Origin of the sequence: [Clostridium] citroniae WAL-17108 (assembly GCF_000233455.1) — a bacterium.
Lineage (GTDB): Bacteria > Bacillota > Clostridia > Lachnospirales > Lachnospiraceae > Enterocloster > Enterocloster citroniae.
Window position 1 is genome coordinate 395,196 of record NZ_JH376421.1, and the last position, 24,232, is coordinate 419,427.

At 50.1% G+C, this 24,232-nt stretch carries 24 protein-coding genes; 5 read left to right on the forward strand and 19 right to left on the reverse strand.

The window, feature by feature from the left end:
- The 13 genes from HMPREF9469_RS32620 to HMPREF9469_RS11840 form a co-directional block, all read right to left on the reverse strand.
- Window positions 1-195, reverse strand: a 195-nt coding sequence (locus HMPREF9469_RS32620) for a hypothetical protein (RefSeq protein WP_207636594.1), incomplete at its 3' end; no start/stop codon positions are given.
- Window positions 196-275: 80 nt separating this feature from the next.
- Window positions 276-1,121 (reverse strand): tyrosine-type recombinase/integrase, encoded by an 846-nt coding sequence (locus tag HMPREF9469_RS11790; RefSeq protein WP_007862209.1) that lies wholly within the window; start codon window positions 1,119-1,121, stop codon window positions 276-278.
- Between the two features lie 273 nt (window positions 1,122-1,394).
- Window positions 1,395-2,888: a coproporphyrinogen dehydrogenase HemZ gene (gene hemZ / locus HMPREF9469_RS11795; RefSeq protein WP_007862210.1), complete on the reverse strand. Its 1,494-nt coding sequence runs from the start codon at window positions 2,886-2,888 to the stop codon at window positions 1,395-1,397.
- Window positions 2,889-2,904: 16 nt separating this feature from the next.
- Entirely contained in the window at window positions 2,905-3,546 is a 642-nt protein-coding gene (locus HMPREF9469_RS11800) for an MBL fold metallo-hydrolase (protein ID WP_007862211.1), read from the reverse strand.
- 99 nt (window positions 3,547-3,645) lie between these two features.
- Window positions 3,646-5,931 (reverse strand): RelA/SpoT family protein, encoded by a 2,286-nt coding sequence (locus HMPREF9469_RS11805; RefSeq protein ID WP_007862213.1) that lies wholly within the window; start codon window positions 5,929-5,931, stop codon window positions 3,646-3,648.
- Window positions 5,932-6,026: 95 nt separating this feature from the next.
- Entirely contained in the window at window positions 6,027-7,985 is a 1,959-nt protein-coding gene (locus HMPREF9469_RS11810) for a sensor domain-containing diguanylate cyclase (RefSeq protein WP_007862214.1), read from the reverse strand.
- A 42-nt stretch (window positions 7,986-8,027) separates the two neighbouring features.
- The gene (locus HMPREF9469_RS11815; protein WP_007862215.1) at window positions 8,028-9,470 is read right to left on the reverse strand and encodes an extracellular solute-binding protein; all 1,443 of its coding nucleotides are present in this window, start codon (window positions 9,468-9,470) and stop codon (window positions 8,028-8,030) included.
- Window positions 9,471-9,562: 92 nt separating this feature from the next.
- Entirely contained in the window at window positions 9,563-9,727 is a 165-nt protein-coding gene (locus HMPREF9469_RS32005) for a hypothetical protein (RefSeq protein WP_157140289.1), read from the reverse strand.
- Window positions 9,728-9,738: 11 nt separating this feature from the next.
- Window positions 9,739-9,906, reverse strand: a complete 168-nt coding sequence (locus tag HMPREF9469_RS11820) for an iron-containing alcohol dehydrogenase (RefSeq protein WP_147329428.1) — start codon at window positions 9,904-9,906, stop codon at window positions 9,739-9,741.
- 17 nt (window positions 9,907-9,923) lie between these two features.
- Window positions 9,924-10,718, reverse strand: a complete 795-nt coding sequence (locus HMPREF9469_RS11825; protein WP_007862220.1) for an HpcH/HpaI aldolase family protein — start codon at window positions 10,716-10,718, stop codon at window positions 9,924-9,926.
- Window positions 10,719-10,754: 36 nt separating this feature from the next.
- On the reverse strand, window positions 10,755-11,921 hold the full coding sequence (locus HMPREF9469_RS11830) for a UxaA family hydrolase (RefSeq protein WP_007862221.1): 1,167 nt from the start codon (window positions 11,919-11,921) through the stop codon (window positions 10,755-10,757).
- A gap of 17 nt (window positions 11,922-11,938) precedes the next feature.
- On the reverse strand, window positions 11,939-12,217 hold the full coding sequence (locus tag HMPREF9469_RS11835) for a UxaA family hydrolase (RefSeq protein WP_007862223.1): 279 nt from the start codon (window positions 12,215-12,217) through the stop codon (window positions 11,939-11,941).
- Between the two features lie 54 nt (window positions 12,218-12,271).
- Window positions 12,272-13,246, reverse strand: a complete 975-nt coding sequence (locus HMPREF9469_RS11840; RefSeq protein ID WP_007862225.1) for a 2-keto-3-deoxygluconate permease — start codon at window positions 13,244-13,246, stop codon at window positions 12,272-12,274.
- A 307-nt stretch (window positions 13,247-13,553) separates the two neighbouring features.
- Here HMPREF9469_RS11840 and HMPREF9469_RS11845 point away from each other — a divergent pair, with 307 nt between their 5' ends.
- Complete coding sequence (locus HMPREF9469_RS11845; protein ID WP_007862227.1) at window positions 13,554-14,327, forward strand: IclR family transcriptional regulator; 774 nt, start codon at window positions 13,554-13,556, stop codon at window positions 14,325-14,327.
- Window positions 14,328-14,431: 104 nt separating this feature from the next.
- Here HMPREF9469_RS11845 and HMPREF9469_RS11850 read toward each other — a convergent pair whose 3' ends face one another.
- Window positions 14,432-14,956 carry an adenine phosphoribosyltransferase gene (locus HMPREF9469_RS11850; RefSeq protein WP_007862228.1) on the reverse strand — a complete coding sequence of 175 codons (525 nt, stop codon included), beginning with the start codon at window positions 14,954-14,956 and terminating at the stop codon, window positions 14,432-14,434.
- Between the two features lie 275 nt (window positions 14,957-15,231).
- Here HMPREF9469_RS11850 and HMPREF9469_RS11855 point away from each other — a divergent pair, with 275 nt between their 5' ends.
- Both HMPREF9469_RS11855 and fsa read left to right on the forward strand, forming a co-directional pair.
- Complete coding sequence (locus HMPREF9469_RS11855; RefSeq protein ID WP_007862229.1) at window positions 15,232-15,981, forward strand: DeoR/GlpR family DNA-binding transcription regulator; 750 nt, start codon at window positions 15,232-15,234, stop codon at window positions 15,979-15,981.
- Between the two features lie 216 nt (window positions 15,982-16,197).
- Window positions 16,198-16,851, forward strand: a complete 654-nt coding sequence (fsa, locus tag HMPREF9469_RS11860) for a fructose-6-phosphate aldolase (RefSeq protein WP_007862230.1) — start codon at window positions 16,198-16,200, stop codon at window positions 16,849-16,851.
- 119 nt (window positions 16,852-16,970) lie between these two features.
- Here the strand turns inward: fsa and HMPREF9469_RS11865 are convergent, their stop codons facing one another.
- Genes HMPREF9469_RS11865 through HMPREF9469_RS11885 form a run of 5 tightly spaced genes read right to left on the reverse strand, consistent with a single transcriptional unit; the run spans window position 16,971 to window position 22,691 of the window.
- Complete coding sequence (locus HMPREF9469_RS11865) at window positions 16,971-18,575, reverse strand: PTS system mannose/fructose/sorbose family transporter subunit IID (protein ID WP_007862231.1); 1,605 nt, start codon at window positions 18,573-18,575, stop codon at window positions 16,971-16,973.
- A 27-nt stretch (window positions 18,576-18,602) separates the two neighbouring features.
- The gene (locus HMPREF9469_RS11870) at window positions 18,603-19,835 is read right to left on the reverse strand and encodes a M24 family metallopeptidase (RefSeq protein ID WP_007862232.1); all 1,233 of its coding nucleotides are present in this window, start codon (window positions 19,833-19,835) and stop codon (window positions 18,603-18,605) included.
- Window positions 19,836-19,872: 37 nt separating this feature from the next.
- Window positions 19,873-20,352: a PTS sugar transporter subunit IIB gene (locus HMPREF9469_RS11875; RefSeq protein WP_007862233.1), complete on the reverse strand. Its 480-nt coding sequence runs from the start codon at window positions 20,350-20,352 to the stop codon at window positions 19,873-19,875.
- Window positions 20,353-20,383: 31 nt separating this feature from the next.
- Window positions 20,384-20,794: a PTS sugar transporter subunit IIA gene (locus HMPREF9469_RS11880; protein ID WP_007862234.1), complete on the reverse strand. Its 411-nt coding sequence runs from the start codon at window positions 20,792-20,794 to the stop codon at window positions 20,384-20,386.
- Complete coding sequence (locus HMPREF9469_RS11885) at window positions 20,787-22,691, reverse strand: BglG family transcription antiterminator (RefSeq protein ID WP_007862237.1); 1,905 nt, start codon at window positions 22,689-22,691, stop codon at window positions 20,787-20,789. Before HMPREF9469_RS11885 ends, HMPREF9469_RS11880 begins: the two co-directional genes overlap by 8 nt.
- 344 nt (window positions 22,692-23,035) lie before the next feature.
- Here HMPREF9469_RS11885 and HMPREF9469_RS30660 point away from each other — a divergent pair, with 344 nt between their 5' ends.
- Both HMPREF9469_RS30660 and HMPREF9469_RS11895 read left to right on the forward strand, forming a co-directional pair.
- A complete protein-coding gene (locus HMPREF9469_RS30660) occupies window positions 23,036-23,572 on the forward strand; it encodes a MarR family winged helix-turn-helix transcriptional regulator (RefSeq protein ID WP_007862238.1) in 537 nt (178 codons plus the stop codon).
- Entirely contained in the window at window positions 23,569-24,231 is a 663-nt protein-coding gene (locus tag HMPREF9469_RS11895; RefSeq protein WP_007862239.1) for a cytidylate kinase-like family protein, read from the forward strand. The genes HMPREF9469_RS30660 and HMPREF9469_RS11895 overlap by 4 nt, the downstream gene beginning before the upstream one ends.
- Window position 24,232: the final 1 nt, after the last annotated feature.

Below are 24,232 nucleotides of genomic sequence, written 5' to 3' on the forward strand. Positions count from 1 at the left end.
CGTATTTTTATCACCTTTTTGCCCCGGCCCCTTCCACATAACGCTGCCCATACCATGTATTTTGTATGGTGTTGCATGGCATTGGGCAGTATTACATGGTTCTACGCGGTTCTGCAGGGAGATCCCAAGAGGAGTCTGGATGGTTCCCTTAAAAAAATATTGCCTGCTCACGGTTTTGTGATATAATAAATCCATGGAAACCAGCTTATTGTTACAGATAATACGCTGTTTTTATGTATTTGTAAAACATAATATGTATTATGTCGTTTTATCCATCAAATGATCATTTTCATTTTCTTCATCACTGCTTCCTGTTCTTCCCCGGTAGAAACCGTATAAATGCGTGTGGTCTCAACATTGGAATGCCCCAGTATATCTGCCAGGTGTACCAGATCCTTATCGATCCCATAATAGGTGTAGGCAAACAAATGCCTTAAATTGTGGGGAAATACCTTCTGTCTGGGAATCCCTGCCTTGGTACAAAGCTTTTTCATCTCCGACCATATATTGCTTCTGTTCATCTGCATTCCTCCTGAGGTCACAAATACAGGGCCTGACGACAAATTCCGTTCCCTGCAATACTCCAAAAGCAGGCGGCGCAGTTCCTTTATGATAAAGATCGTCCGGCATTTTCCTTTATTGTATATTTCCACCCGGCCGGTATACAGTGACTCTACCGTGATAAAAGAAAGCTCGCTTACGCGTATTCCCGTATTTCCTATGGTCTCCATGATCATGGCCAGCCGTTTGTTCTCACTGCTCCAGGCCGCCTTGATCAGCCTTTTGTATTCCTCCTTTGTAAGTTTGCGGTCCTCGCTGCCCATCAGCTGTCTCTGTACCTTAAACAGACCCACTCTGCAATCGTCCCAGCCCTTAAAATGAAAAAAGCAGTTCAGCGCGGCCAGCATGGAATTGGCGCTGGTTATTTTATATGTCTCCTGCAAATGTCTCTTATAGCCTATTACCACTTCCTTTGTAACGCATTGGCTGGCGCCGGCATAGCCCATAAAGGCAGCGACATCCCTGCAGTACTTATCAATGGTCCTCACAGATCGCTCCCTGTCACGAAGATAATTTTTAAACTCCGTCAGGTCACTTCTTGCAATTACATTTCCCTCCATATAATTCCTCCTATTCATAATTTGTAATTACATATTTTATACTTATCTTGTCCAAAATTGAATAGATAACACCAAATCATCGCAAATTGGAGGCTGATATCTCAAACTGATACCTCAGGCCATTACCTCAGACCATTATCCTGAGAAAAACAAAAAGGCACTCCCCATACGGGAAGTACCTCCTCAGTCATCAAAATTTTTTTCAGTTTAAATCCACCCATGGATCTCTCGCAGAGCAGGGCCACACAGGCGGAATTTCTCATCTGTTCCGGACTATCTGGATGTAAAAGGATCCAGGATCCGTTCCTTCCGCTCTATCATCTCATCAATCCTGCTTATATACTGCTCCACTTCCTTCACGTTCTCACACCGTTCCCGCCTGTTCTCCGAGGGGAATACCACCTTTGTGGTGGTGCCGGCGCCGCAGGCAACAATGGTCTGCATCTCCTCCATGATAAGGATATTGTATATGCATGCCTTCCCGGGAAGGGAGTAGCCCACATTCTCAAAATTGCCGGCCATGTTCTTCTGGCGGTAAAGGTAATACGGTTCCATGCCCATCTCCCTGGCACAGGCGGCGCTTAAATCGATCATCTCAGGCGTGTTGCTGATCTTCAGGCCCTCATACTGTTCTTTGAACATGTGAAGACGGGCTGCCCGCTTAATGGCCAGGGAATGGACCGTCAGGGAGTCCGGAGCCAGCTTCCTGACTTCCTCCAGGGTGTAGCGCACATCATCCAGGTCCTCCTCAGGAAGGCCCATGATCAGATCCATATTAATATTGTCAAATCCCAGCTCCCTGGCCATGATGAACCGCTCTTTCACCATTTCCACGGAATGGCGGCGTCCGATCAGCTCCAGCGTCTTCTGGTTCATGGTCTGGGGATTGATGGAGATACGGGTAATGCCGTGATCCCGCAGCACCTTCAGCTTTTCCTCCGTAATACTGTCGGGGCGCCCTGCTTCCACTGTAAATTCCAGGGCATGTTCCTTATCAAACAGCTGCTCAAGTTTACATAATATTGCATCTATATCCTCTGCCGGAAGGGCTGTAGGGGTGCCTCCCCCAAAATAGATGGTATCCAGGGGCCTGCCCTGCATTTTCTTTGCCGTGTACTCCAGTTCCTTAAACAGGGCTTCCAGATAAAGGCCAGTACGCCCTGTCCACTTGCTGATGGGGAATGAGGTGAAGGAACAGTACAGACAGGTGGTGGGACAGAAAGGGATTCCCACGTACAGACTGTACCCCCGATCGTAGTCAAGGGGTTCCAACAGCTTTTTTTCCCTGGCAGCGATCTCAATACTTAGGTCGATCTTCTCATCACTGGCCATATAAGTCTCCTTCATAAAGGAGCGGATATCCTGTTCCCTCCAGCCCTCCTCCAGCCTTGTAAGGGCGATCTTGGTGGGACGGATACCGGTCAGGGATCCCCAGGGAAGTTCTTTTTTCGTGCGCTCCACCAGCATCTGGTAAAACATCTTTTTCACCACATTTTTAGTGGCCAGATGATCGGACAGGTCCGATGTCCCGGTACGGCTCATGACCGGTTTCCAGGTGATATCCCCGCTGCCGTCACTGCCAGCTTCCTTTTCTCCATCCTTTTCCCATATGATGACGGAGATCGTCCCATCCCCCAGCGCTGTCTCCACATAAAATTCCAGATCATCCTTTAATTCATGGGCGTATAGTTCCCCCGGATAAAAGGACATCAGAAGTTCTCTGATGTCCTGTTCATATGCGTTATCCTGTATTAATAATCCAATCATATCAGTCCTGCTTTCGTTATCTGTAAAATGCAATGGGATTGTTCTTTTTCTCATACCCAATGGTGGTGGTGTCCCCATGCCCCGGATATGCCATGGTATCATCCGGCAGCGCAAAGACCTTATCCAGAAGGGAGGACACCATCTGGCTGCTGCTTCCTGTAGGCAGATCCGTCCGCCCATAGGATTCGCAAAACAGGGTGTCACCTGAAAACACCACTTCTTCCTCCGGCACATAATAGCACACAGAGCCAGTGGTATGGCCCGGAGTCTCGATCACCTTCCACCGGAAACCGATGAGTTCCAGTTCATCCCCATCCTTAAGGAGCACGTCTGCATGGAAACTGGTCTGCTTTCCCGCCCATCCCCCTGAAAGGTTCAGGCCGGAATCGGACAGCATTGCGTCCTCTGTCTCAGAGGCGTAAATCTTAATATGAAATGAACGGCGCACATCCTCCGCAGCCATGATATGGTCAAAATGCCCATGGGTCAGAAGAATGGCTTCCGGGGTGATCCCCAGCTCATTACATTTGTTCAGGATAAACTGGGCATTATCCGCCGGGTCCACGATCACGGCTTTTTTGGTGCTCTCATTGTAAACCAGATAGCAATTGGTGCTCACTGCTCCCAGCACACATGTCTTAACCCGCATATCACTCATATCCTTACCCCTCTCCTCCTGGCTTCAATCTGCCTGGCTTCCATCCGCCTCGGCGAATTGGCACCGGCTCCCCGGGCCGGATGAATATTCATCCACACCCTAGCCCGTGGTCCTCTCAATATCCAGAACGCCCTCGATCTGGCGTATCTTGTCTGTAAGCCTGTTCAGTTCCTCGGTACCGTGTATATCAAATGTCATGATAATGGTTGCCTTACCTTGTTTGCTGGTCCTCACATTCATGGAAGTAATGTCGATCTGCTTCTCGGTAAACACCTTGGAAATGTCCGCAAACATACCGATCCTGTTGTTGGCAAAGATCTTGATCTCAGTGGAATACTGCTCATTGCAGGTAGCCCCTTCCGCCACCTGCCACTCAGCATCAATCAGCCGGCCCCGCTCATCCTCAGGCAGGTTGATGATATTGATGCAGTCCGTGCGGTGGATAGACACGCCCCGTCCCCTGGTGACAAAACCCACGATCTCATCCCCGGGCACGGGATTACAGCACTTGGAAAAACGCACGGCCAGGTCATGGATCCCCTTGACCACGATGCCGCTTTTGGACTTTCGCACCGTGGCCTCGCCGGACCTTCCAGCCGTGTCCGCGATCCCCTTAAGCACATCCTCATCCGTGATCTCGCGTTTGATCTTCTTTTCCCGTTCCTCCATCATCTTGTTGATGACCTGGCCCTCTTTCATGCCGCCATGTCCAATGGATGCCAGAACGGATTCCCAGTCCTTAAATGCATACCGGTTCATTACCTTTTCCATGAATTCCGGTTTGCTGATATCCGACCAGTTAATACCCTTTGTCTTACAATAACGCTCAATGGCGTCCCGGCCCCTGACAATGTTATCTTCCTTCATCTGGTTCTTAAACCACTGGTTGATCTTGTTCTTGGCCTGGGTGCTCTTAACAATGTTCAGCCAGTCACGGCTGGGTCCCTTGGAATTCTGGGACGTGATGATTTCCAGCTGGTCGCCGTTCTGGATCACATATTCAATAGGTACCAGCTTTCCGTTCACCCTGGCTCCCACCATCTTATTCCCCACTGCACTATGTATACAGTATGCAAAATCGATGGGGGTGGAGCCGCTGGGAAGTGTCTTCACATCACCTGACGGGGTAAAGCAGTACACGCTGTCTGAGAACAGATCCAGATCTCCCTTGACCATGCTCAGAAACTCCTTGGAGTCGTCCGTATCCCGCTGCCACTCCAGGATCTGGCGCAGCCAGCTGAGCTTTGCCTCCTCACTGCCGGCCTGCACCTGTCCGCTGCCGCTCTCCTTGTACTTCCAGTGCGCTGCAATACCGTACTCCGCAGTCCTGTGCATCTCATAGGTGCGGATCTGTATCTCAAAAGGCTGCCCGTTGCCCCCGATCAGGGTGGTGTGCAGCGATTGGTACATATTCTGCTTGGGCATGGCTATATAGTCTTTAAAACGGCCCGGTATGGGCTTATACATTTCGTGGATCACGCCAAGGGCCGCGTAGCAGTCCTTCACTGTCTCCACCATGATCCTCACTGCAAACAGATCATATATCTGATCCAGAGTTTTATTCTGGTTCACCATCTTCTTATAAATACTAAAGAAATGCTTGACCCTTCCGCCTACCGTGGCTTCCACGCCAGCTTCCTTCATATGGCTCTTTACTTCATCCACAATCTCCTGTACAAAGGTCTCCCTGGCATCCTTGCGCAGGTCCACCTTCTCCACCAGATCATAATACACCTCCGGCTTAAGGAACTTAAGTGACAGGTCATCCAGCTCAATCTTAATCTTGGAAATACCCAGACGGTCGGCAATGGGGGCATAGATCTCCATGGTCTCCCTGGCCTTTTCCTTCTGCTTTTCCGGCTTCCAGTACTGTCCGGTGCGCATATTGTGCAGCCGGTCGGCCAGTTTGATTATAATCACACGGATATCCTTAGCCATGGCCAGGAACATCTTGCGCAGATTATCTGCCTGGATCTCCACCTTGTCCTTGTCCCAGTTCAGCTGTGTCAGCTTTGTAACGCCGTCCACCAAAAATGAAACCTCTGAACCAAACTCCTTGGTCAGCTGATCCAGGGTCATGATCGTATCCTCAACCACATCATGAAGAAGCCCGGCAGCAATGGTTTCTTTGTCCATCTCCAGGTCGGCCAGTATAATGGCCACGCAAAGCGGATGGATGATATAAGGTTCGCCTGACTTGCGCCTCTGTTCCTTATGGGCTTCGTCTGCAATCTTATATGCCTTTTGAATCATTGTTATATCATCGGACGGGTGGTATTTACGGATGGTTTTGATCAGATCCAGGTACAGCTCCTCAGGACTTGTAAAGTCAGCCGGAGCTTCCAATTCGATATCCAGTTTTTCTTTTGTTCCCTCATTTGCCATATCTGCGGTCACCTTTTCCTATGGATAGTCAAAATACATTATAATTTTTTTTATGCAAAAAAGCAAGGGGAGTATAGAAAAAAGCTTGACGGGGCCTATGCCGGCCCCGCCTCATCTGACTTGTCATATATCGCTATACCGTTTTTCTCACCATGTTTTACCCGGTACATGGCGCGGTCGGCACGGTTTAGCAGGCCGTCCATGCTCTCCGTCTCCCTCTGGGCATAGGCAAGCCCAATGGAAGCGTTGATCCTGTGGTCCGTACCGTCAGGAAGCCTCAGGGAAGGCCGGCCCGCGTATCCATCCCGCACTTTCTGCTCAATGACATCCCTGTTGTCATATCCGTAGAAAAACAGTACGAACTCGTCACCGGACAGACGGACCGCAATACACTGCTCCCCCTGGGTCATGGAGGTCAAAAGATCGGCCATGGCCTTCAGGTAACGGTCTCCCATCTCGTGGCCAAAGTTGTCATTGATATACTTTAAATTGTCCAGGTCACAGAATACCAGGGCATTTACCCGGTTTGCATTTTCATCCAGTATCTTCTGTCCTTCCTTTTTCAGGTAGGAGGAATTATAAAGTCCGGTAAGCTGATCGTGCTGGGAAATGTTCCTGAGACGCACGATCTCATTATAGGCATCTGTCTTATCGATTACCAGGCCAAATACGCCGTGCTCCTCCCTGCGCTGGCGGATGGTCACAGCCCGCCTGTCACCGTAAATGTCAGTAAAGGCATACCCGTCCTCCAGTTCCTCGATCTGTTCCAAGCTGCCGAGAATGCGGCTCCACTTGTCATAGTCTATCTCATTCACCGGCTCCCTGCTGTCCGCCGGGATGCCCAAAAGGATCCTGACAGAAGGGCTTACCTTGACCCTTCCCCCTTTCTCCTGGTATTCAAAGCTGCCCACATTATCCCCTGCTGATTCCATGGTAAAGGAATACCTGGAATAACTCTGCTCCAGTTTATCAGCCATGTCGTTCAGGGCCTGATGGATCCTGTCAATCTCCACAATACCGCTTTCCCTGAAATGGACCTCCTCCGGCTTCTGGCAGGCGATATCCTCCTGAAGCCTCTGTATGGGCTTAAGCACCATATATATGGCAATATAGGAAAAAATAATGGCTATAAAAATGGACAGAAGGTACACGCCCGCCACCATGAGAATGGTGGACTGGGACAGGGCTGTCAGCTCCGAATGGTGGCACACGGCAGCCACATAGACAGCCCCGCCGTACATATACCCGTAGGTCTGAAGGGCACTGCGCACGCCGTCATAGCCAACTCCATTATTGGTCAGGGATATATACCCTGTCTTTTCTTCAAGATCGTATCCGGTCCCTTCAAAGGTCTGATCCAGGCTGAAGCGGACCGACTCATCCGACAGCAGCAGCATGGTCATCCCCTGATAGGGCGGATTATCCAGTTTAAGGCAGGAATCCAGCATGTCGCTGCTGATCTCCAGACCCATGATCCTTCTGCCCCTGCTGGACTCCTGGCTCAGCACATAGTACAGGCGCTCGCTGGTAAAAAACCAGGTGCCGCCATTTCCTTTATTTTCCCAGAACTGCTCCACCATCCCCCACTCCTGATCCGTGAGTTTTGGGCGCCAGTCCTTGGAAAGGGCAATGGGATAACTGCTCTGGGTACGGCCGATGGTACAGCTGATATCCCCATAGGTGGATGAATAGATGTCCGGCTCCCCGTCATGCAGGACCAGGGCTTCCCTGCCGTCCAGGTCAATGTAGAAAATACCGTCCGATGAGGACGCATGGTTCAGGTTATCCACAAGCCTGTTCTGGATCTCTACCTCGTCCGTCATCTTGGCCAGTTCCTTCTCCATGGTGTTTGCCAGAAGAAGCACATTATTCATGTAACTGGATAAAAGGGAATTCTTTTCAGCCACCTGGGACTCCATAACCTTATAAGGACGGTTGGCTGTACCGGAGAACGTCCCGGTTATCACCAAACCGATCCCAAATATGATGCTTTGCAGCAGGATCGCCATAAGGATGGCATTCCTCACCCTGTTGCTTAACAAACGTTTTTTCATAGGACGAATCTCCATTCCGACAGGCAACCGCATTACCGGATATTACTGGCCAAAAATTTCCCTCACCTGTTCATAGAACAGTTCAGCTTTTCCATCGTAATCCATGGACTCTGCGGCTTCCTCCGGGGTCATTCCCCCGTTTACAAGATCCAGAAACTCCTGGCGCCCCTGGCTGAGCGCAATGCTCAGGCAGTCGTTCAGCTCCGTCCTCACATCATAGGAATTCTCAAAATCAAAACCATATACCATCTGGTAAGTATTGCTCTGTTCAAGTCCCGCCTCAAGACCCTTTAAAACCTTAGGACTTTCCACCAGGTCCTTCTGTTCCTGGGTGATAGGCTCATCACTGACCGGCATATAAGACATGGATGAGGCCAGTTCAAACCCCCTGTCCACTGTCAGCCAGCGGATAAAATCCATGCTGGCCCTGTTCTCTTCCCCGCTCCGGTTAAAGACAACCACACCGGCTCCCTGCTGGATGGCGGTTTCCCTGCAGCCGGACAGTACCGGATATTTATATACTCCCATCTCAATGGGCACCATGTCTTCATTGGCATCCGCCACCTCATCCGGGAAATAGAGCACGCTGGAAGAGGAGCCAATGTATCCCGCAAGTATGGACTGCTTCAGGTCATCGCTCCTGTACTTGCCGCTGGCCCCGTAATACCCCTTGGTAAACGGTATATAGTAGTTGAGGAACAGGCGCTTGACATACTCCTCTTCCAGGTCTATGACCAGTTTTCCCTCCTGGTCGTAGTGGTAAATGTCGGAACCCATGGCATGGTTCATGGCAATAAAATAATTGGCAAGGTTATCCAGTCCGATAAAGGGGCTTCCGTCTCCTTCCTGGTCAGGGGTCATGTCATCGGTCCATTTGTAATATCCCTCCGCCATCTCCTCCAGGCTGTCCCAGTCGGCCATGCCTGAAACAGAATATTGGGGATTGGCCTCTAAAAATTCATCCAGACGGGTCTGGTTCATGAGCAGCAGCTCCGTGGACTTTGCCAGGGGAAGGATATAAAGACGGTCCCCGATATATCCCTCTTCCAGGTATGCCTGGTTATACCGGGCCAGTTCATCCTCTGTAAGATATTCTCCCACATCCACCAGCTTTTCATTGTTATTATGCACCACGCCCACTACCATATCCCTGTAAGCCAGGGACATGTTAGCCATCTCCACATCATTGGTGGAGCCGTTGAGTACCAGATCTATCTTGTTGGTCAAGTCTCCGATAGAGCCCTGGCTGTATGCCTCCACGGTCACATGGCGTTTTGCTCCTTCCGTATCATTGTATTCCTGTATCAGCTGGTCCAGATACTTCTTCTGGGCATCATTATAATAATGCCAGAATACCAGCTTCATATTCTCCTCCTGGACAGCCGGCTCACGATCCGCTGCCGTTTCCTTTGAACATGCCCCCAGCACCATGGAAATTGATAATGCACATGCCGCCGCTATGAATACAGCCCTCTTTTGTCCCATTCGGCATACTCCTTTACCGTTTCGTCATTATAATAATATTACTATTGTACTACGGACAGATACTTTGTTCAAGGAATTATCCGGGCTTTTTTTCACCCCTTGGGCACGAAAAAAAACCTTCGGTCCGCCTTGGAGGTCAGTGCCCGGACCCGCCATACATGCCCGGTATAATCCCGCCGGGAGGGGGAGTTATCAAAGGACAGCCGGGAGCTGACCAGCATTTTACTGGCAGCTCCCGGCTGTTTCTTATGTGACACTTAGTATTCTTCTAACGGGCAAGGTTGAGGATACGTACCACATCTTCCTTTCCAAGCTTTTCCAGACCTCCAACCGGTCCGTCCATGGTGCATTTAGCTGCCAGTTCCTCCAACCGGCCTTCGTCTGCATTTTCCTCTGAAAGGGTGGTTGGCAGACCTGCTTCACGTACGTATTTCATCCAGGCCGGAAATGTCCTCATAACCTTACAGCCTTACGGACTTCATCCGCCATCTTATTCAGGGCTCTGAAATAAACCGTGGAATCCAGCTGTATGGTAACGCTGTTATACCCCAGTGCATACCTCTGGGCAGCTGTTGTCTCATCATCCACATATATGATCCCGAATTTTCCTGCTGCCTTTACCGCCCTGATGATCCTTTTAATGGCTTCTAAAAACCTTGGACTGTCAAATTCCGCCGGGATCCCCATGGACGCGCTCAGATCATAGGGACCCACAAAAATTCCGTCAATCCCATCCAGCGCCATGATCTCCTCGATCTGATCCAGGCATCCCACTGTCTCGCACTGGGGTATCAGGAGTTCTTTCTCATTGCACTCCTCAAACCAGGCCTTTGTACCCTGGTCCGTCTCATGGCCCAGGCCGTATTTTACAGAACGGCTCACAGCCACGCCACGGTCTCCTACAGGAAAATATTTTCCGTATTCCACAATCTTTTTTGCTTCCTCCAGGGACTGCACATGGGGAATGATGATCCCCTTTGCGCCAATATCCAGCAATTTTAGAATGGAAGCCCTCCCACTGTCCCTGCTCCTGGCAAAGGGGGTTACCTTCCCCCCGCTGACGCCCTCCGCGGCACGGATCACATCCCCTGCGCTTTCGATATCATAGGGACCGTGTTCGCAGTCGATAATAAAGTAATCCAGCTCAGTCTGGCCGATCACTTCCCCCACCGCTGCATGGCCCATCTCAAAAAAGGTCCCCACCGTAAGTTCCCCGGCCCTTGTTTTTTCCAAAAATCTGTTTATCATATCCTGTACCCTTCTTTCATTGCTCCAATCACATATTTATAAGTAATTACATGCCCGCATAATGGCAATCTCTTTAAAGCCAAGGCTTTCGGATTTGGTCAGCTTGCCGTTTGCCACATTTAACATCTCCTCAAACAGTTCTATGGAAAGCTCCTCAATGGTTGCTGTTCCGGATAATACGCCGCTGGCGTCAAAGTCAATATTGTCCTCCATATTGGCAAAGGTGAATTTATTGCCCGTAAGGCGGTATACGGGGGCAATGGGATTTCCTGTGGGAGTTCCCATGCCGGTTGTAAACAGGACCATCTGACATCCTCCGGCTGCCAGTCCCGCCACGGAAGCAGCGTCATTTCCAGGCGTGTCCATGATCACAAGGCCCTTTTGTGTGGGTTCCTGGGCATAGTCGATCACTTCCATAATGGTGCTGTGGCCGCCCTTGTGGATACAGCCCAGAGTCTTCTCCTCAATAGTGGTGATGCCGCTGCGCTTATTACCCTCACAGGGCTGCCCTCCCCGCATGTCCTCACCAACGATCCGGATGCTCTCCTCATAGCGGTTGATGATCTCATAGATCCTGTTTTTCACCGTCTCGTCCTTTGCACGGGCTGCCAGGATATGCTCTGCGCCGATCAGCTCCGTGGTTTCGCAGAGAACAGACACTGCCCGGCGCTCTGCCAGCATATCGCTGACCCCGCCCACCACCGGGTTGGCCGCCAGTCCGGAGGTGGGATCAGACCCGCCGCAGTTTGTCCCGATGCGCAGCGCTGAGATGGGGGCTTCCTCCCTGGTCAGCATGGAGGCCTCGATCACAAATTCACGCGCGTAGCGGACCGCCTTTTCCATGGTTTTGATGGTTCCGCCCTCTTTCTGGATGATCAGGGTTTTCATGGGCTTATTGGTCAGCTTTTCAATGGCCTCCACCACAATATCCATCTGCGCCACCTCACATCCCAGAGAAATGACTACCGTGGCGTAGATGTTGGGATTTGCCGCAAATCCAGCCAGCACGTCCAGCGTATACTTAAAATCCTTCTCTGTCTGGGAACACCCATTCTGATTGTTAAAGGATACGGTTCCCGGAACCGCATCACTTACCATACGGCACACATCCGATGCGCAGATGCTGGCCGGCAGGATCAGTACATTGTTCCTGATCCCCACTCTGCCGTCCGGCCTTTTATATCCGTAAAATGTATCTTTCATGATCTTTCTCCTCCTGCTTATAAGTCTTCCCGTTCACTGTCCAGGTTCTGTACATGCACATGTTCGCCCAGCTTAATATCCTGGGTCGCAACTCCCAATTTCTCGCCGTACTTGAGAATATGGTCCCCCCTTTTGATATCGCGCACCGCCACCTTGTGATAGACCGGAACTTCGCTGAGAGATACCACACTGCGTTCCTCATCACCATACCGGTATGTAACCTTGTCCCCCACATGGATGGCCTCCAGTACCACGGCCACATCATCGTTTTTTTCAACAATTAACGCATTATACATGTCTTTTCTCCTCTCATTTATCTGTCTCCTGTTTACCCCTGTCTGTCTCCTATTTTACCATACTTCACCGGCATGTCCATTCACCGGATTCTTGGGACTTCCAAACCGCTTGATCCAGGCGCTGGTTGCAATGGGGATCACAATGGCCGTTACCACCACCGCCGCCGCAATCTGCGTGGTTGCCTCGGCCACATAGGGCTGCCAGGCCGGATCAATAAGCGCGACCGCTGCCGGGGTGGCAATGGAATTGCCTGCAATGGTGGAAACCGCCAGCCCGGCATAACCGCTGCGTTTGGAAATCTTACGGTCGCAGAATACGGTAAATGGACCGGCGATACACATGGCAAGGAGCCCTAGGATGATACCGGGAAGCCCGCCCTTTACAATATTCATCAGATTAATGGATCCGCCCAATGTCAATCCCACAAAAGGAACCATCAAACCCACAAGAGGTGCAAAAAACTTGTTGCAGTCCTCATCCAGATTGCCCAGGATCATGCCCACCACCAGGGGAACCAGCACGGCCACCAGCGACATCAGGGGAATGTTTGCCAGACCGGAAGCTCCCAAGGCAACCAGAGTCAGGAAGGGGCCATCGTTAAAGGTCAGCATACTTACTGCGGCACAGTCTGTTTTGTCACCATAGGTTGTCATAAGGGCCGTGTAAACACTGCCGTTACTGTTTGTGATAGCGCTGATCAATGCCAATGCTGTCAGTCCAAACAGTCCCTTGTCGCCAAATATGGCATTGATGGTCAAGCCGATCACCACGCCCGCCAAAAACTTGGACAGGAGCAGTACGCCTCCTCTTTTTAAAACCTGGGGCATATCCCTGAATTTTAACATGGTGCCAATGCCAAGCAGCTGCACTCCCATAAACGAAGCCGCACCGGCATTGGAAAATGTGGCTGTAGTAAACGACCCGATCTGCAAAACCCGGGGGCAAAAGGTGTTGATTAAAATTCCCATAAAGAGAGGGACTATCATCAGTCCTGCTGGAATCTTATTGATGGTTTTCATAATTTTCATTTTATGCCTTCTCCTTTTTACCATTGTTTCTTATTGACGTATATACGTTATATAGAATCTATTTAGGACCTATATTGATGATAGCACACCCTGATTTTTTTGTAAATATACCAAATAAAAATCTACAGATCAGATAATTTTTTGTATTTTATCTATTCATATTAACTTATATACGTTATCCAGCTTTATATAAGTTAATATGGTCCATGTAATGATTTCATTTAAAACTTCATCTTGTAAAAGATAGCGTATATGCGTTATAATTGAGAAGAAATAATAGAAAACATATTGCGAAAGGGAGCCTGCCATGAACATACATAATGCCGTTAACCGCGCTTTAGAGGTTTTAGAATACCTCGCTTCCAGGAAACAGCCTGCCACGCTTACAGAGATCTGCCAGCATCTGGATGCGCCCAAGACAAGCATGAATCCCATTATATACACCCTGCTTGCCAGGAAATTTATTATATACGATCCCGCATCCCACACCTATGCCCTTGGATCCGCCCTGTACAAAATCGGAAACGAATACCTGGAAAAATTTGATATCCTGAAATATGTCCGCCGGGTCATGGATGACATTGTTTCCATCTGTTCCGAAACCTGCTACTTTGCAACCCTGGACGGTCCCAATGTCAACTATCTGTTAAAAGCGGATTCCACTGAGAAAATACGGATGGTGTCCTCCATCGGAACCACATTTCCTGCCTATGCCACGGCCCTTGGCAAATGTATGCTGATCCAGTATTCCATTGATGAGATAGAGCAGCTGTATCCCGAAGGCTTAAAGCCCCTGACGCCTAAGACCATAACAAACTTTAATGTATTGATGAAAGAGCTGTCAGATGTAAAACACAAGGGATTTGCCTGTGACGATGAGGAAAGCTACCTGGATGTACAGTGCCGGGCGGTTCCCATCTGCCGGAATGGGGCGGTGATCGCGTCTTTGAGTATCAGCACCCCGGCCTTCCGTTTCACCAGCCGGAAGGAAGAACTGATCTTAAAGACACTTCTTCAAAAGAAAAGCGTCATTGAACAGACCTTAAATGACAGTCAGGTGGATCTGTCCGTTCTTTTATAAACTATTGGCCCGGGCGGCAGCAAAAAAACGGCACACGAAAAAAGCCTTCCCACTTAAACGGGAAAGGCTTTTTAGATTATCTGCAGATATCCGCATACACTGATCTATTTTCCTTCATATATAATAGCGGAATCCACATCATAACCTTTCAGGTGCTCCCGCCCGTTCAGTCCGGCAAGTTCCATTACAAAGCAGATCTTCACAACCACGCCCCCCAGCTGTTCGATCAGCTTTATGATCGCCTCAGTGGTGCCTCCCGTGGCTATAAGGTCATCCACGATCACCACTCTCTGGCCAGGCTTGATGGCATCCTTGTGGATCTCGATGGTGGCGGTTCCGTACTCCAGTTCATAATCCATGGAAATGGTCTCGCAGGGAAGCTTACCCTGTTTGCGCACAGGCACAAAGCTCTTATGCTGTGCATAAGCTACCGGTACCCCGAAGATAAATCCCCTGGACTCCGGCCCAATTACCACATCATAGTCCAGGTCCTCCACCATATGGATCAGGCTGTCCACTGCCAGATGCAGCCCATCCGCATCCTGAAGGATACTGGTCACATCCCTGAAAATGATTCCCGGCTCCGGAAAATCCGGTATGCTTCTCACATACTCTTCCAATTTCTTCATCTTATTACCTCTTTTCTATCTCTGCCTTTTACTTACCCTCAGCGGACAAGGGGACCCACGGTTTTGCCCTGGTCCTTTTACCACTACATTATACTTGTTTCCCAGAATACTGTAAACCCCTGCAATGCAAACTCCATCGCAGGTTCCAGGCTGTTTTCAATGCCTGTTTTATGAGATTGTCTATTGAAGGTTGCGGCTGTTTTCAGTATAATAGTACTGGAAACAGCTTTTTTTTGCGCATTTCTGCAATATTTTGCTGGAAAGGAATAGATAATATGTTAAAAGAAGAACGTCAAGCATTGATACTAAACAAGCTCCACTCCTCCGGCAAGGTGGTGGTCAGCCGTCTGGCCGTGGAGCTGGGTGTATCCGAGGATACCATCCGCAGGGACCTGCTGGATCTGGATCAGAAGGGACAGGTAAAGCGCGTATTTGGAGGCGCCATCCCCATGGAGCGTCCGGTGATCAATTTCTTTGACCGGGAGACCACGGACATTGAGCTGAAGCAGCGTCTGGTGTCAAAAGCCCTGGGCTTTCTGGAGCAGGACCAGCTGGTGGCCATTGACGGCAGCAGCACCAACCTCCAGTTTGCCAAGAACATCCCCAACGGCCTGAAACTAACCGTGCTCACCAACAGCTACTCCATTGCCCATGCCTGTTCCATGAAAGAGCAGGTGAATGTGATCGTCCTGGGCGGGAATCTCCTGAAGGAATCCATGACCAATGTGGGCGAAACAGCTGCCAGCCAGGCGTCCCTCTACCATCCGGACCTGTGTTTTATGGGTGTGTACGCCATCCATCCCGAGTACGGCATGACCATTCCTTACCCGGATGAGGTCAGCATCAAGCGCCAGCTGATCGAGACATCCAGGCGCGTGATCGCCCTGGTCAATCCCATTAAGCTGAACACCGTATCCAGATACCATGTGTGCGGGATCGAAGCCTTCACCACCTTGATCACGGACAATGATGTCTCGGGGGAGATGGCTGTGGATTATAAGAATAAGGGATTGGACTTTATATAGATATAACGCATCTGTTTGCCGGACTTTGCGTTATTTCTGCGTTTTTCAAAGTGTTATTTTCTATTTTACCGTTTCTCTTCTGTTAAAATCGCATATTAACGCATTTTTCTGCAATATTTTGCTTGACATTGTGGGTATATGCGATATAATACACTTAGAAAATATAAAGGTGAGGGCAGGAAAACCTGTCCGGGATCATTCAGGAGGGTATTTACTATGAAATTTTTTGTTGACACAGCCAATGTAGAAGACATCAAAAAAGCCAATGATATGGGCATTATCTGCGGCGTTACCACCAATCCGTCCCTGATCGCAAAAGAGGGCAGGGATTTCGCAGAGGTCATCAAAGAGATCACCTCGATCGTGGACGGCCCCATCAGCGGCGAGGTTAAGGCTACCACAGTTGACGCAGAAGGCATGATCAAAGAAGGACGGGAGATCGCTGCCATCCATCCCAACATGGTTGTTAAGATCCCCATGACCATTGAAGGATTAAAGGCTGTCAAGGTTCTGAACGCCGAGGGCATAAAGACCAATGTGACCCTGGTATTTACCGCTGCACAGGCCCTGCTGGCTGCAAGGGCAGGCGCTTCCTACGTATCTCCTTTCCTGGGACGTCTGGATGACATTTCCATGCCTGGTATTGACCTGATTTATGATATCACTGAGATCTTCCAGATGCACAACATTGAGACAGAGATCATTGCTGCCAGCGTCCGCAATCCTATTCATGTGATCGACTGCGCAAAGGCAGGGGCTGACATTGCAACGGTTCCTTACAGCGTACTGGCTCAGATGACCAAGCATCCTCTGACCGACCAGGGCATTGCCAAGTTCCAGGCTGACTATAAGGCAGTGTTTGGAGAGTAAGCAGAAGATATAATCAAATTAAAATGTTACAAAACCGGGGACGCCGTACAATCTGGCATCCCCGGTTTTATATTCCCGGTTTTATACTCCCGGTTTTAATTTCTACTCCCCGCCGGTCATCAGGCCGCAAGTCCCAGGATACCGATATAATATCCCACGATCCCCACCAGCATCAGGATCAGCACCACCATGATGGGCGAAACCTTTTTCTTAAGCAGCATCCATGTGCCAATAATCAGGCCAAAGGGCAGCATATTTGGCAGGAGACCATTGAGGACATCCTGGAAAATAACCGTTGTCTGCCCCACTGTGATCTGCAATGGGATGTAGACCAGAACCTTCTGGGCGCCCATTGCACCGATCACCATTAAGCCCAGAATGCCGAATGCATCCGTAAGCCGTGTAATGGAACCGGAACCTTCGCCCAGAATATTCATAACCGATTTGCTTCCCTGTTTATACCCCATGTTATACAGATTGTATCCCAGCACCAGCATGATTCCGGTAAAGATCACAAAGAACAGGATCGGGCCGGAAAATTCACCTTTCAGGGCCAGTGCGCATCCAAGGGATACTGCAATGGGATAGATAATGCCTCCTGCAAGGCTGTCGCCCACACCGGCCAGGGGGCCCATAAGACCTGTCCTTAAGCCGTTGATCATCTCATCCGAAATGTCGGCTCCGTTTGCCCGCTCCTCCTCAAGGGAGGCGCAGATGCCGGGAATGATATTGCCGATAAAAGACGGCTCAGTGTTAAAGAATACCAGATACCGTTTCAGGGCAGCCTTTATATCCTCCGGGTCCGTGTACAGCCGCCGGATCACAGGCAGCATGGCCAGCACGTTGCCGGACGCCTGCATTCTCTCATAATTATACCCCACCTCTGCCCCAAGGCCAATGAGCCAGTGCTTTATCAAATCTGACTTTCTAAGGCGGATCTTCAGTTCTGTCTTGGGTTCCTCCTCGGGAATATCCTCGTACTCCTCAGCTGCCTTTTCAGTAGATGCATAGTATACGATTACAGCCACACACCCGCCCAGAATGGCGATAGCCATGATACCCAGGTCCAGAAACGTGGTCAGGAAAAAACCGATCACAAAAAACGGGATCATTTTTTTCTTTCCCAGATAGTTTAAGAGCATTGCGACACCCAGGGCAGGAAGAAGATTGCCGGTAACGCTCAGGGCGTTGACAAATGCCTGGGGAATCTGGTTTAACAGACGGTTAAAGAACTCTCCGCCAAGGAACATCAGGATAAATGCCGGCGTGCCGTTGACCACCAGGGCGGTCAGCTGCGGAAACAGCCACGCGTTAAAGAATATTTTGTTTATCTCCCCCTTCTCGGCATTGGCGTCCAGACGATGGACCCAGAATACGTTAAGGGTCATCTGCAGGTTCCACAAGAGAACGCCCAGCAGACCGATGGGTATGGCCAGGGTTATGGCCAGTTCCGGCGTGGCCTTAGCCAGTATGGTAATGGCTGTTCCGTACACACCAGCTATGCCGATATTGGAGGGCATGGTCCCTCCGGCGGATATCCACCCTATGTACGCCAGGTTAATGGTGGCGCCTGCCATCAGTCCCAGAAGCGGATCCCCCAGAATAAAACCAACCACGGTGCCGTTGATAAGCGGGTAACAGAAGGGCCATGTGACCGGGCTCCACACCCTGCCGCTTGCCAGGTTTGCTGCAATTGCCAGCAATAACGCTTTGATGATGATCATACTCGTAACCTCCTTCTTTTGTCAGTTTTAGCAAAAATCCCCCATTGTATAAAGTGCCTTCCCCGGTCCAGAGAGCCACTCCGCCCCATTTTCAGTCACCAGTGCCTCATCCTCCATGCGGAAGGAGATCCATATGGTCCCTGCCCCCTTTTCCAGATCATAGGGGTAAACCCCGTTCTCAAGGGCAAACACCATGCCTGCCCGGACCGTCTCATGGCAGTCATCACTAATATTAGGATACTCAGTCACATTAAGGCCGGTGGAATGTCCGCTGGAATGTACCACGTTACTTCCGTATCTGGATCCTCTGAGATACCCCTCGATCGCCTGGTTGATCTCCCACACCTTTACTCCGGGCCTTAGCATGTCAAATCCGGCATGGACGCAGTTTCTTGCGGTCTCAGCCATCCGGACATACTGCTCCGGCGGTGTATGGCCCAGGTACATGACTCTTGTCAGGTCCGATGCATAGCCGTCAATATGACCGCTGATATCTACCAGCACAATGTCCTTGTGGTCCACGATCCGGTCCGTGGCATAACTGTTAAAGGTATGGTATTTGTCCCTGCCCGAGTTGACTGTAAGGTACGATATTTTATCCACTCCCCCTGCCGTCATTCTGCTGGCGATCCCCCTGGCAATGTCTTTTTCCGTGGTGATACCCGGCCTGATCTGGCGGAATGTCTCCACAATGGCTGTTTCCGTCACCCACCCTGCGGTCCGGATCCGGTCGATTTCCCATGGCGTCTTGATCATGCGCGCCCCCTGGATCGCCGCAGTGCCGTCCGTAAATATAAGGTGGGGAAACGTATCCGTCAGCTCCTTCAGAATGGTCAGGGACCAGACATAATGCTGGCCGTCCCCTGCCTCCAGTCCCACGGTCTTTACCTCATATCCCAGTTCTCCCAGGAACTTTTTCATTGCGTCCGCCGGTCCCTCTGAATTGAGGGGTCCCAGATTCCTGCTCTTCGTGCCTGCCGCATAGATATTGGGACACCAGCTTATATTTTCCACCGTGGACTTTTCCAGAATCCGCAGGGATATGGCCGGTTCCCCCACCCTTGGCACAAAGACCAGGACCGGGCGGAACAGGCTGGAAGTGTACCAGGACCGGTAACCGGTTGCGTAAAAAATGTTTTCCGGTGAGGACAGCAGCAGCATGTCTATTCCTGATGCCCCCATCTCCTGCTGCAGCTTTTGTATATGCGCCCCATACTCCGCCCTGGAAAAGGACTTTAAGTAATCCGGGTATTCGTTCATTCTCTTCTCCTTTCGTCTTTCCTTCCCTTTGTTCCCATCATGACAGCATTTTTCTGATATTTACCTCTTTATCATTGGGGACCAGCTGGTAATAGATTTCCACACCGCCCTCAATAATCCGTTTAAAGCACCCCGTCTCCTCCTCATTGGCGGACACATTTTTATTAAATGTCTTTCTGCCCGGTTTTGCCCCCATGCCGCCCAATATGATCTTGTCTATGCTGATTCCGCTCCCTATGAGTTTTTCCAGCACCTGGGGAACCTTTACCAGTATCATAAGATTTTCCTTCGGCCCTGGATCTTCCTTTAAAAATCCCTCCGCCATTTCCTGATCCATGATCACCACCTCAATGCCCACCGGCGCTGCCGCCTTATAGATCCGCTCCATCAGCTTGTTCCTAGACAGTTCATTGTCAATGATCAGGATCTTGTTAATGGGATACTGTTTGATCCACGCCGTCACCACCTGGCCGTGGATCAGACGGTCATCAATCCTTGTGACTAAAATATGTTTCATTAAACTCCTTCTCCTTTCAGCATCATATAAATTAAAGTGCGATCTGGCTTAAAAATGCATCACAGTCATAGATACTCCTTCTGGCCACCTCATCCAGCCCCACAATGGCAGAAGCCAGGTCCTGGGACATCCGCCGGTTTAAAACCTCCAGCAGCAGCGGAAAGTTTACCCCTGTAAAATGCCGGAATGAGCACTCCTCTTCCAGCTGCATCATGGAATTAAAGGGAGTTCCGTTCATAAGGTCGGTGAGGACCAGCACCTCCTGTCCCCGGTCCGCTGAATCCACAATGGAGGTTCTGATACGTTCCCTCAGCCCGTCAACATCGCATCCCAGCTCCAGTCCATACGCCTCCATGTCCTTCTGCTCCCCAAACACCAGGGAGGATGCCCTGATGAACTCCGATGCAAGATTTCCGTGCATAAACAATATAATCTTAAACATTGGTATCTCCTTCCGTAAGGTAATGTATGAAATCAGGAAGAATCTCGTCCGGACAGTTGTCCAGAAGGTATACGATCTTAGAAGAAAACAGCATAAAATCCAGATTGCACATATCGATATATACGTACATGATGCGCCTGCTGTCTTCATCCAGCACAAAGGTGCAATGGTTCTCTTCCTGTTCATGAATGGAATAAATATATTGGATCCCCTTTAGGGCTGATATCCGTATGAGACAGTCCGTTCCCCCGGACAGAGCTTTTGTACTAAAATCAATCGTACAGCCAATATCATGGAGGTCATTGACGATACGCATCAGCTCCAGCAGGTACATGGAAGCGCTCTCGTTTGTCTTCCAGAACAGCTCCTGGATATTCTGGAAATCCCTGCTTTCCAGAATGGGGGATACAAACACATAGGGCAGACAGTCCTTTCCCTCCTCCAGCATCACTGTGGAAATACAGAAATCATAGGACCCCTTCTTTACGCCCGGGTATCCGTCCGGCGTACAGGTCTCAAATATCCATTGAGGGAAATGCTGCTGCAGCCTGAGTTTTGTCAGATTGGCCACACTCTTTGCCAGGCCCGTGACAAAAAGAACCTTGGCATGCTCCGCTTGCCTTACAGTCTCGCCCAGAATATACAACATCAGGAAACTGATCTCATCTATACTTAGCTCCGGCAAATGAAACTTTTGGGCCAGAATACTGCAGATGATTCTGCACACGTTCAGGGTACTCTGGTAATCCTTGATCAGCAGCTCCATCAGCGGATTGCTGGCCGGCGTGCCGTGAAACAGGCGGTTTAACATAAGGTTGATATGGGCGATCACATTTTCACAAAAGGTGGGATTTTCCCGCAGGCTGATGTTGGTGATGGTGGTAAAGGCGTCAATAAAATCCTCGCTGAAAAGCTGGAACACTTCATTGCTGCACCCGCTGCCGCCTGATGAATCAAAGAGATGAGTGACCAGGAAAATATTCCTGACCCCCTCCAGTTCAGCCGGGGTTAGCCGGATCTGATACTGATCCCACATCCTGTCCTGCACCTCATCCGCTATTGCCCCGGCTCCCATGGGATCCGTTGATCCCGTCCCGGAGGAATCCGCCCCACCGAGGCGTCCTTCCCCCTCCAGGGTGCAGCCGTTTTTCAACCGGTATGCCATAACCAGAAGGTTTAAGGATACGTTTACAAACTCACTGTCGTCAAACTTATACCCGTATGCTTCCTCCACCCCGCACAGCAGCCGGTTTACAACGCAGATGTCCTCTTCCCTGAATATATCCAGTATGGTGGCAAGCGTATCCGGGTCCGGACTGCAGCTGACGCCCGCGGTCTCACCGCCCCTGGAAAGGATGATCCCGGGATCCAGGATGTAAGATAGGATATAGACAATGGCCTGGCGGATCCCGCGCTCGCTGCCGGATATGATGGTTCCATTTGCAGTCCTGGTAATGTCCAGTGAAAAGCGGCCCAGCATCTCTCCCAGCAGGCATAAGTCGTGGTTGATGGTGCTCTTGCTCACGTAATATTTATAGGCAAGGGAGGAAAGGGACGTATACTCATCCGAATAGAGGAGCAGGTTCAGCGCAATATCCATGCGCCTGGACTCCTTTTCCCAGGATTTACGTTCCGAACTGCGGCTGACGTAGGTGAGATAAGAGATCCGGTTGCGCAGCTGATCCCTTGTGTCCGGCTGGATCCAAAGCCTGATCCCCACACCGCTCCTTCTCTCTATCCCTGCGCCAAAATCCTTCAGATAAGTCTCAATGAGATCCAGGTCCCTTCTCAATGTCTTTTGGGATACCTGTAAATCCTCCGCAAAACGATCAATGGGCAAAAATTCCCCGCTGTGGCTGACCAGCATATTAAGAAATGATATCTGCCTAATATTCATTGGTTACCTCCTACTCTGCATTATAACAACCATACCATGAAATTTTAAGAAGGGGCATTTTGGAATTATGTCCACTACATTATGGACATTACAGTACACCTCTTTTTCGTCTCTGTTATAAAAGGCTCTGTTATAAAACTGCAAAAATACAGCATATACTGTTGACAAATGCAACCGTCAGGACTATTATTATACACTATAAATATTTAACACTGATAAATATTCTCAATATATTCCCGGAACCCCCTGGTACTCGGATTTGTGTACGGCTGGCGGAAAATCAGCCCCAGAGAAGGGTGCCGGAGAGACTCCGGGAGTACACCCCAATCAAAAGGAGGAAGGTCATGTTGAATGAACAGGACGAACATCTGCTTCATACGGAATTAGTAAAAGTGGTACGGCGGATGCGGAAGATCAAATTAAGTGTTCTGTCTGAGCAGGTCATCTATTCCGAGTATGTTGCCCTGAGCCATATCAGCCGGTATGTAAAAGAGAACCCGGATTCCATGGGCATCTATGTATCTGAGCTGGCCGACCGCATGGACACTAAAATCTCGGCCGTATCCCGTATGCTCAATTCCATTGAGGGAAAGGGTCTGATCACCAGAACCGTGAATGTGAAGGACCGGAGGAATACATACGTCTGCCTCACCCCCGCGGGGGAGCAGGTCCTGGCTGATTCCACCCAAAATATGGAACAGCTCAGAAAACAGATGATCCAGCGCATGGGCCATGATGATGTGTGCAGACTGATCGAACTGTGGAACAAGCTGGCCGGCATCATGGAAGGTGAAGTGGACCATGTCCTCAGACAGCAAAAGGAACGTGAAACCCCAGCATCCCGGGAGGGGGAACCTGCAGAAACGGAGGACCGGCCATGAATGCCAAAAACACTGCATATCAGATAACAGGCAGGCGGCGCAGCTGTATTACCATTGACCGTCAGTACGGAAGCGGCGGCCGGGAAGTTGGGCGGATCCTGTCCCAGAAGTTAGGCATTCCCTTTTACGATGGGGAACTTTTGCTGCTGGCCGCAGAGCGCTTTGGGCTGAACCCGGGCAGACTCAGGGAAAAGGATGAAACACGAAGCAAAAGCCTGCTCCACGACATTGCCATGTTTGCGGGAAGCCTGCAGAATTATGGCCAGATGTTTGAGCCTTACCAGATGTTTGAGGCAGTGAGCGAGACCATCCGCAGACTGGCCATGGAGGGACCTGCCATCTTTATGGGACGGTGCGCGGATACGGTGCTTAAGGAAGTGTGCGCCTCCCTGGATATTTTTATCTACGCCTCCTCCATGGAGGAACGGGTCAGCCGCATCAGGGCCACGGACCATGTTCCCGCAAAAAACACGGAAGCTTATATAAGAAAAAAAGACCAGCAGAGAAGAGAATACTACAAGATGTTTGCTGAAAAGGAGTGGGGGAAGATGGAAAACTACGACATATGCCTGAACACATCTTCCTTTGGATACGAAGGATGTGCGGACATCATTGCCGCAATGGCGGACCGCGCAGGCAGCGGCAGGAAGAAGGAGTGAG

Excerpts from the sequence above, each read along its gene's own strand:
- HMPREF9469_RS11790 (WP_007862209.1), bottom strand. The coding sequence starts at position 1,121 with ATGGAGGGAAATGTAATTGCAAGAAGTGACCTGACGGAGTTTAAAAAT.
- hemZ (WP_007862210.1), bottom strand. The coding sequence starts at position 2,888 with ATGATTGGATTATTAATACAGGATAACGCATATGAACAGGACATCAGA.
- HMPREF9469_RS11800 (WP_007862211.1), bottom strand. The coding sequence starts at position 3,546 with ATGAGTGATATGCGGGTTAAGACATGTGTGCTGGGAGCAGTGAGCACC.
- HMPREF9469_RS11805 (WP_007862213.1), bottom strand. The coding sequence starts at position 5,931 with ATGGCAAATGAGGGAACAAAAGAAAAACTGGATATCGAATTGGAAGCT.
- HMPREF9469_RS11810 (WP_007862214.1), bottom strand. The coding sequence starts at position 7,985 with ATGAAAAAACGTTTGTTAAGCAACAGGGTGAGGAATGCCATCCTTATG.
- HMPREF9469_RS11815 (WP_007862215.1), bottom strand. The coding sequence starts at position 9,470 with ATGGGACAAAAGAGGGCTGTATTCATAGCGGCGGCATGTGCATTATCA.
- HMPREF9469_RS11820 (WP_147329428.1), bottom strand. The coding sequence starts at position 9,906 with ATGAAATACGTACGTGAAGCAGGTCTGCCAACCACCCTTTCAGAGGAA.
- HMPREF9469_RS11825 (WP_007862220.1), bottom strand. The coding sequence starts at position 10,718 with ATGATAAACAGATTTTTGGAAAAAACAAGGGCCGGGGAACTTACGGTG.
- HMPREF9469_RS11830 (WP_007862221.1), bottom strand. The coding sequence starts at position 11,921 with ATGAAAGATACATTTTACGGATATAAAAGGCCGGACGGCAGAGTGGGG.
- HMPREF9469_RS11835 (WP_007862223.1), bottom strand. The coding sequence starts at position 12,217 with ATGTATAATGCGTTAATTGTTGAAAAAAACGATGATGTGGCCGTGGTA.
- HMPREF9469_RS11840 (WP_007862225.1), bottom strand. The coding sequence starts at position 13,246 with ATGAAAATTATGAAAACCATCAATAAGATTCCAGCAGGACTGATGATA.
- HMPREF9469_RS11845 (WP_007862227.1), top strand. The coding sequence starts at position 13,554 with ATGAACATACATAATGCCGTTAACCGCGCTTTAGAGGTTTTAGAATAC.
- HMPREF9469_RS11850 (WP_007862228.1), bottom strand. The coding sequence starts at position 14,956 with ATGAAGAAATTGGAAGAGTATGTGAGAAGCATACCGGATTTTCCGGAG.
- HMPREF9469_RS11855 (WP_007862229.1), top strand. The coding sequence starts at position 15,232 with ATGTTAAAAGAAGAACGTCAAGCATTGATACTAAACAAGCTCCACTCC.
- fsa (WP_007862230.1), top strand. The coding sequence starts at position 16,198 with ATGAAATTTTTTGTTGACACAGCCAATGTAGAAGACATCAAAAAAGCC.
- HMPREF9469_RS11865 (WP_007862231.1), bottom strand. The coding sequence starts at position 18,575 with ATGATCATCATCAAAGCGTTATTGCTGGCAATTGCAGCAAACCTGGCA.
- HMPREF9469_RS11870 (WP_007862232.1), bottom strand. The coding sequence starts at position 19,835 with ATGAACGAATACCCGGATTACTTAAAGTCCTTTTCCAGGGCGGAGTAT.
- HMPREF9469_RS11875 (WP_007862233.1), bottom strand. The coding sequence starts at position 20,352 with ATGAAACATATTTTAGTCACAAGGATTGATGACCGTCTGATCCACGGC.
- HMPREF9469_RS11880 (WP_007862234.1), bottom strand. The coding sequence starts at position 20,794 with ATGTTTAAGATTATATTGTTTATGCACGGAAATCTTGCATCGGAGTTC.
- HMPREF9469_RS11885 (WP_007862237.1), bottom strand. The coding sequence starts at position 22,691 with ATGAATATTAGGCAGATATCATTTCTTAATATGCTGGTCAGCCACAGC.
- HMPREF9469_RS30660 (WP_007862238.1), top strand. The coding sequence starts at position 23,036 with ATGTTGAATGAACAGGACGAACATCTGCTTCATACGGAATTAGTAAAA.
- HMPREF9469_RS11895 (WP_007862239.1), top strand. The coding sequence starts at position 23,569 with ATGAATGCCAAAAACACTGCATATCAGATAACAGGCAGGCGGCGCAGC.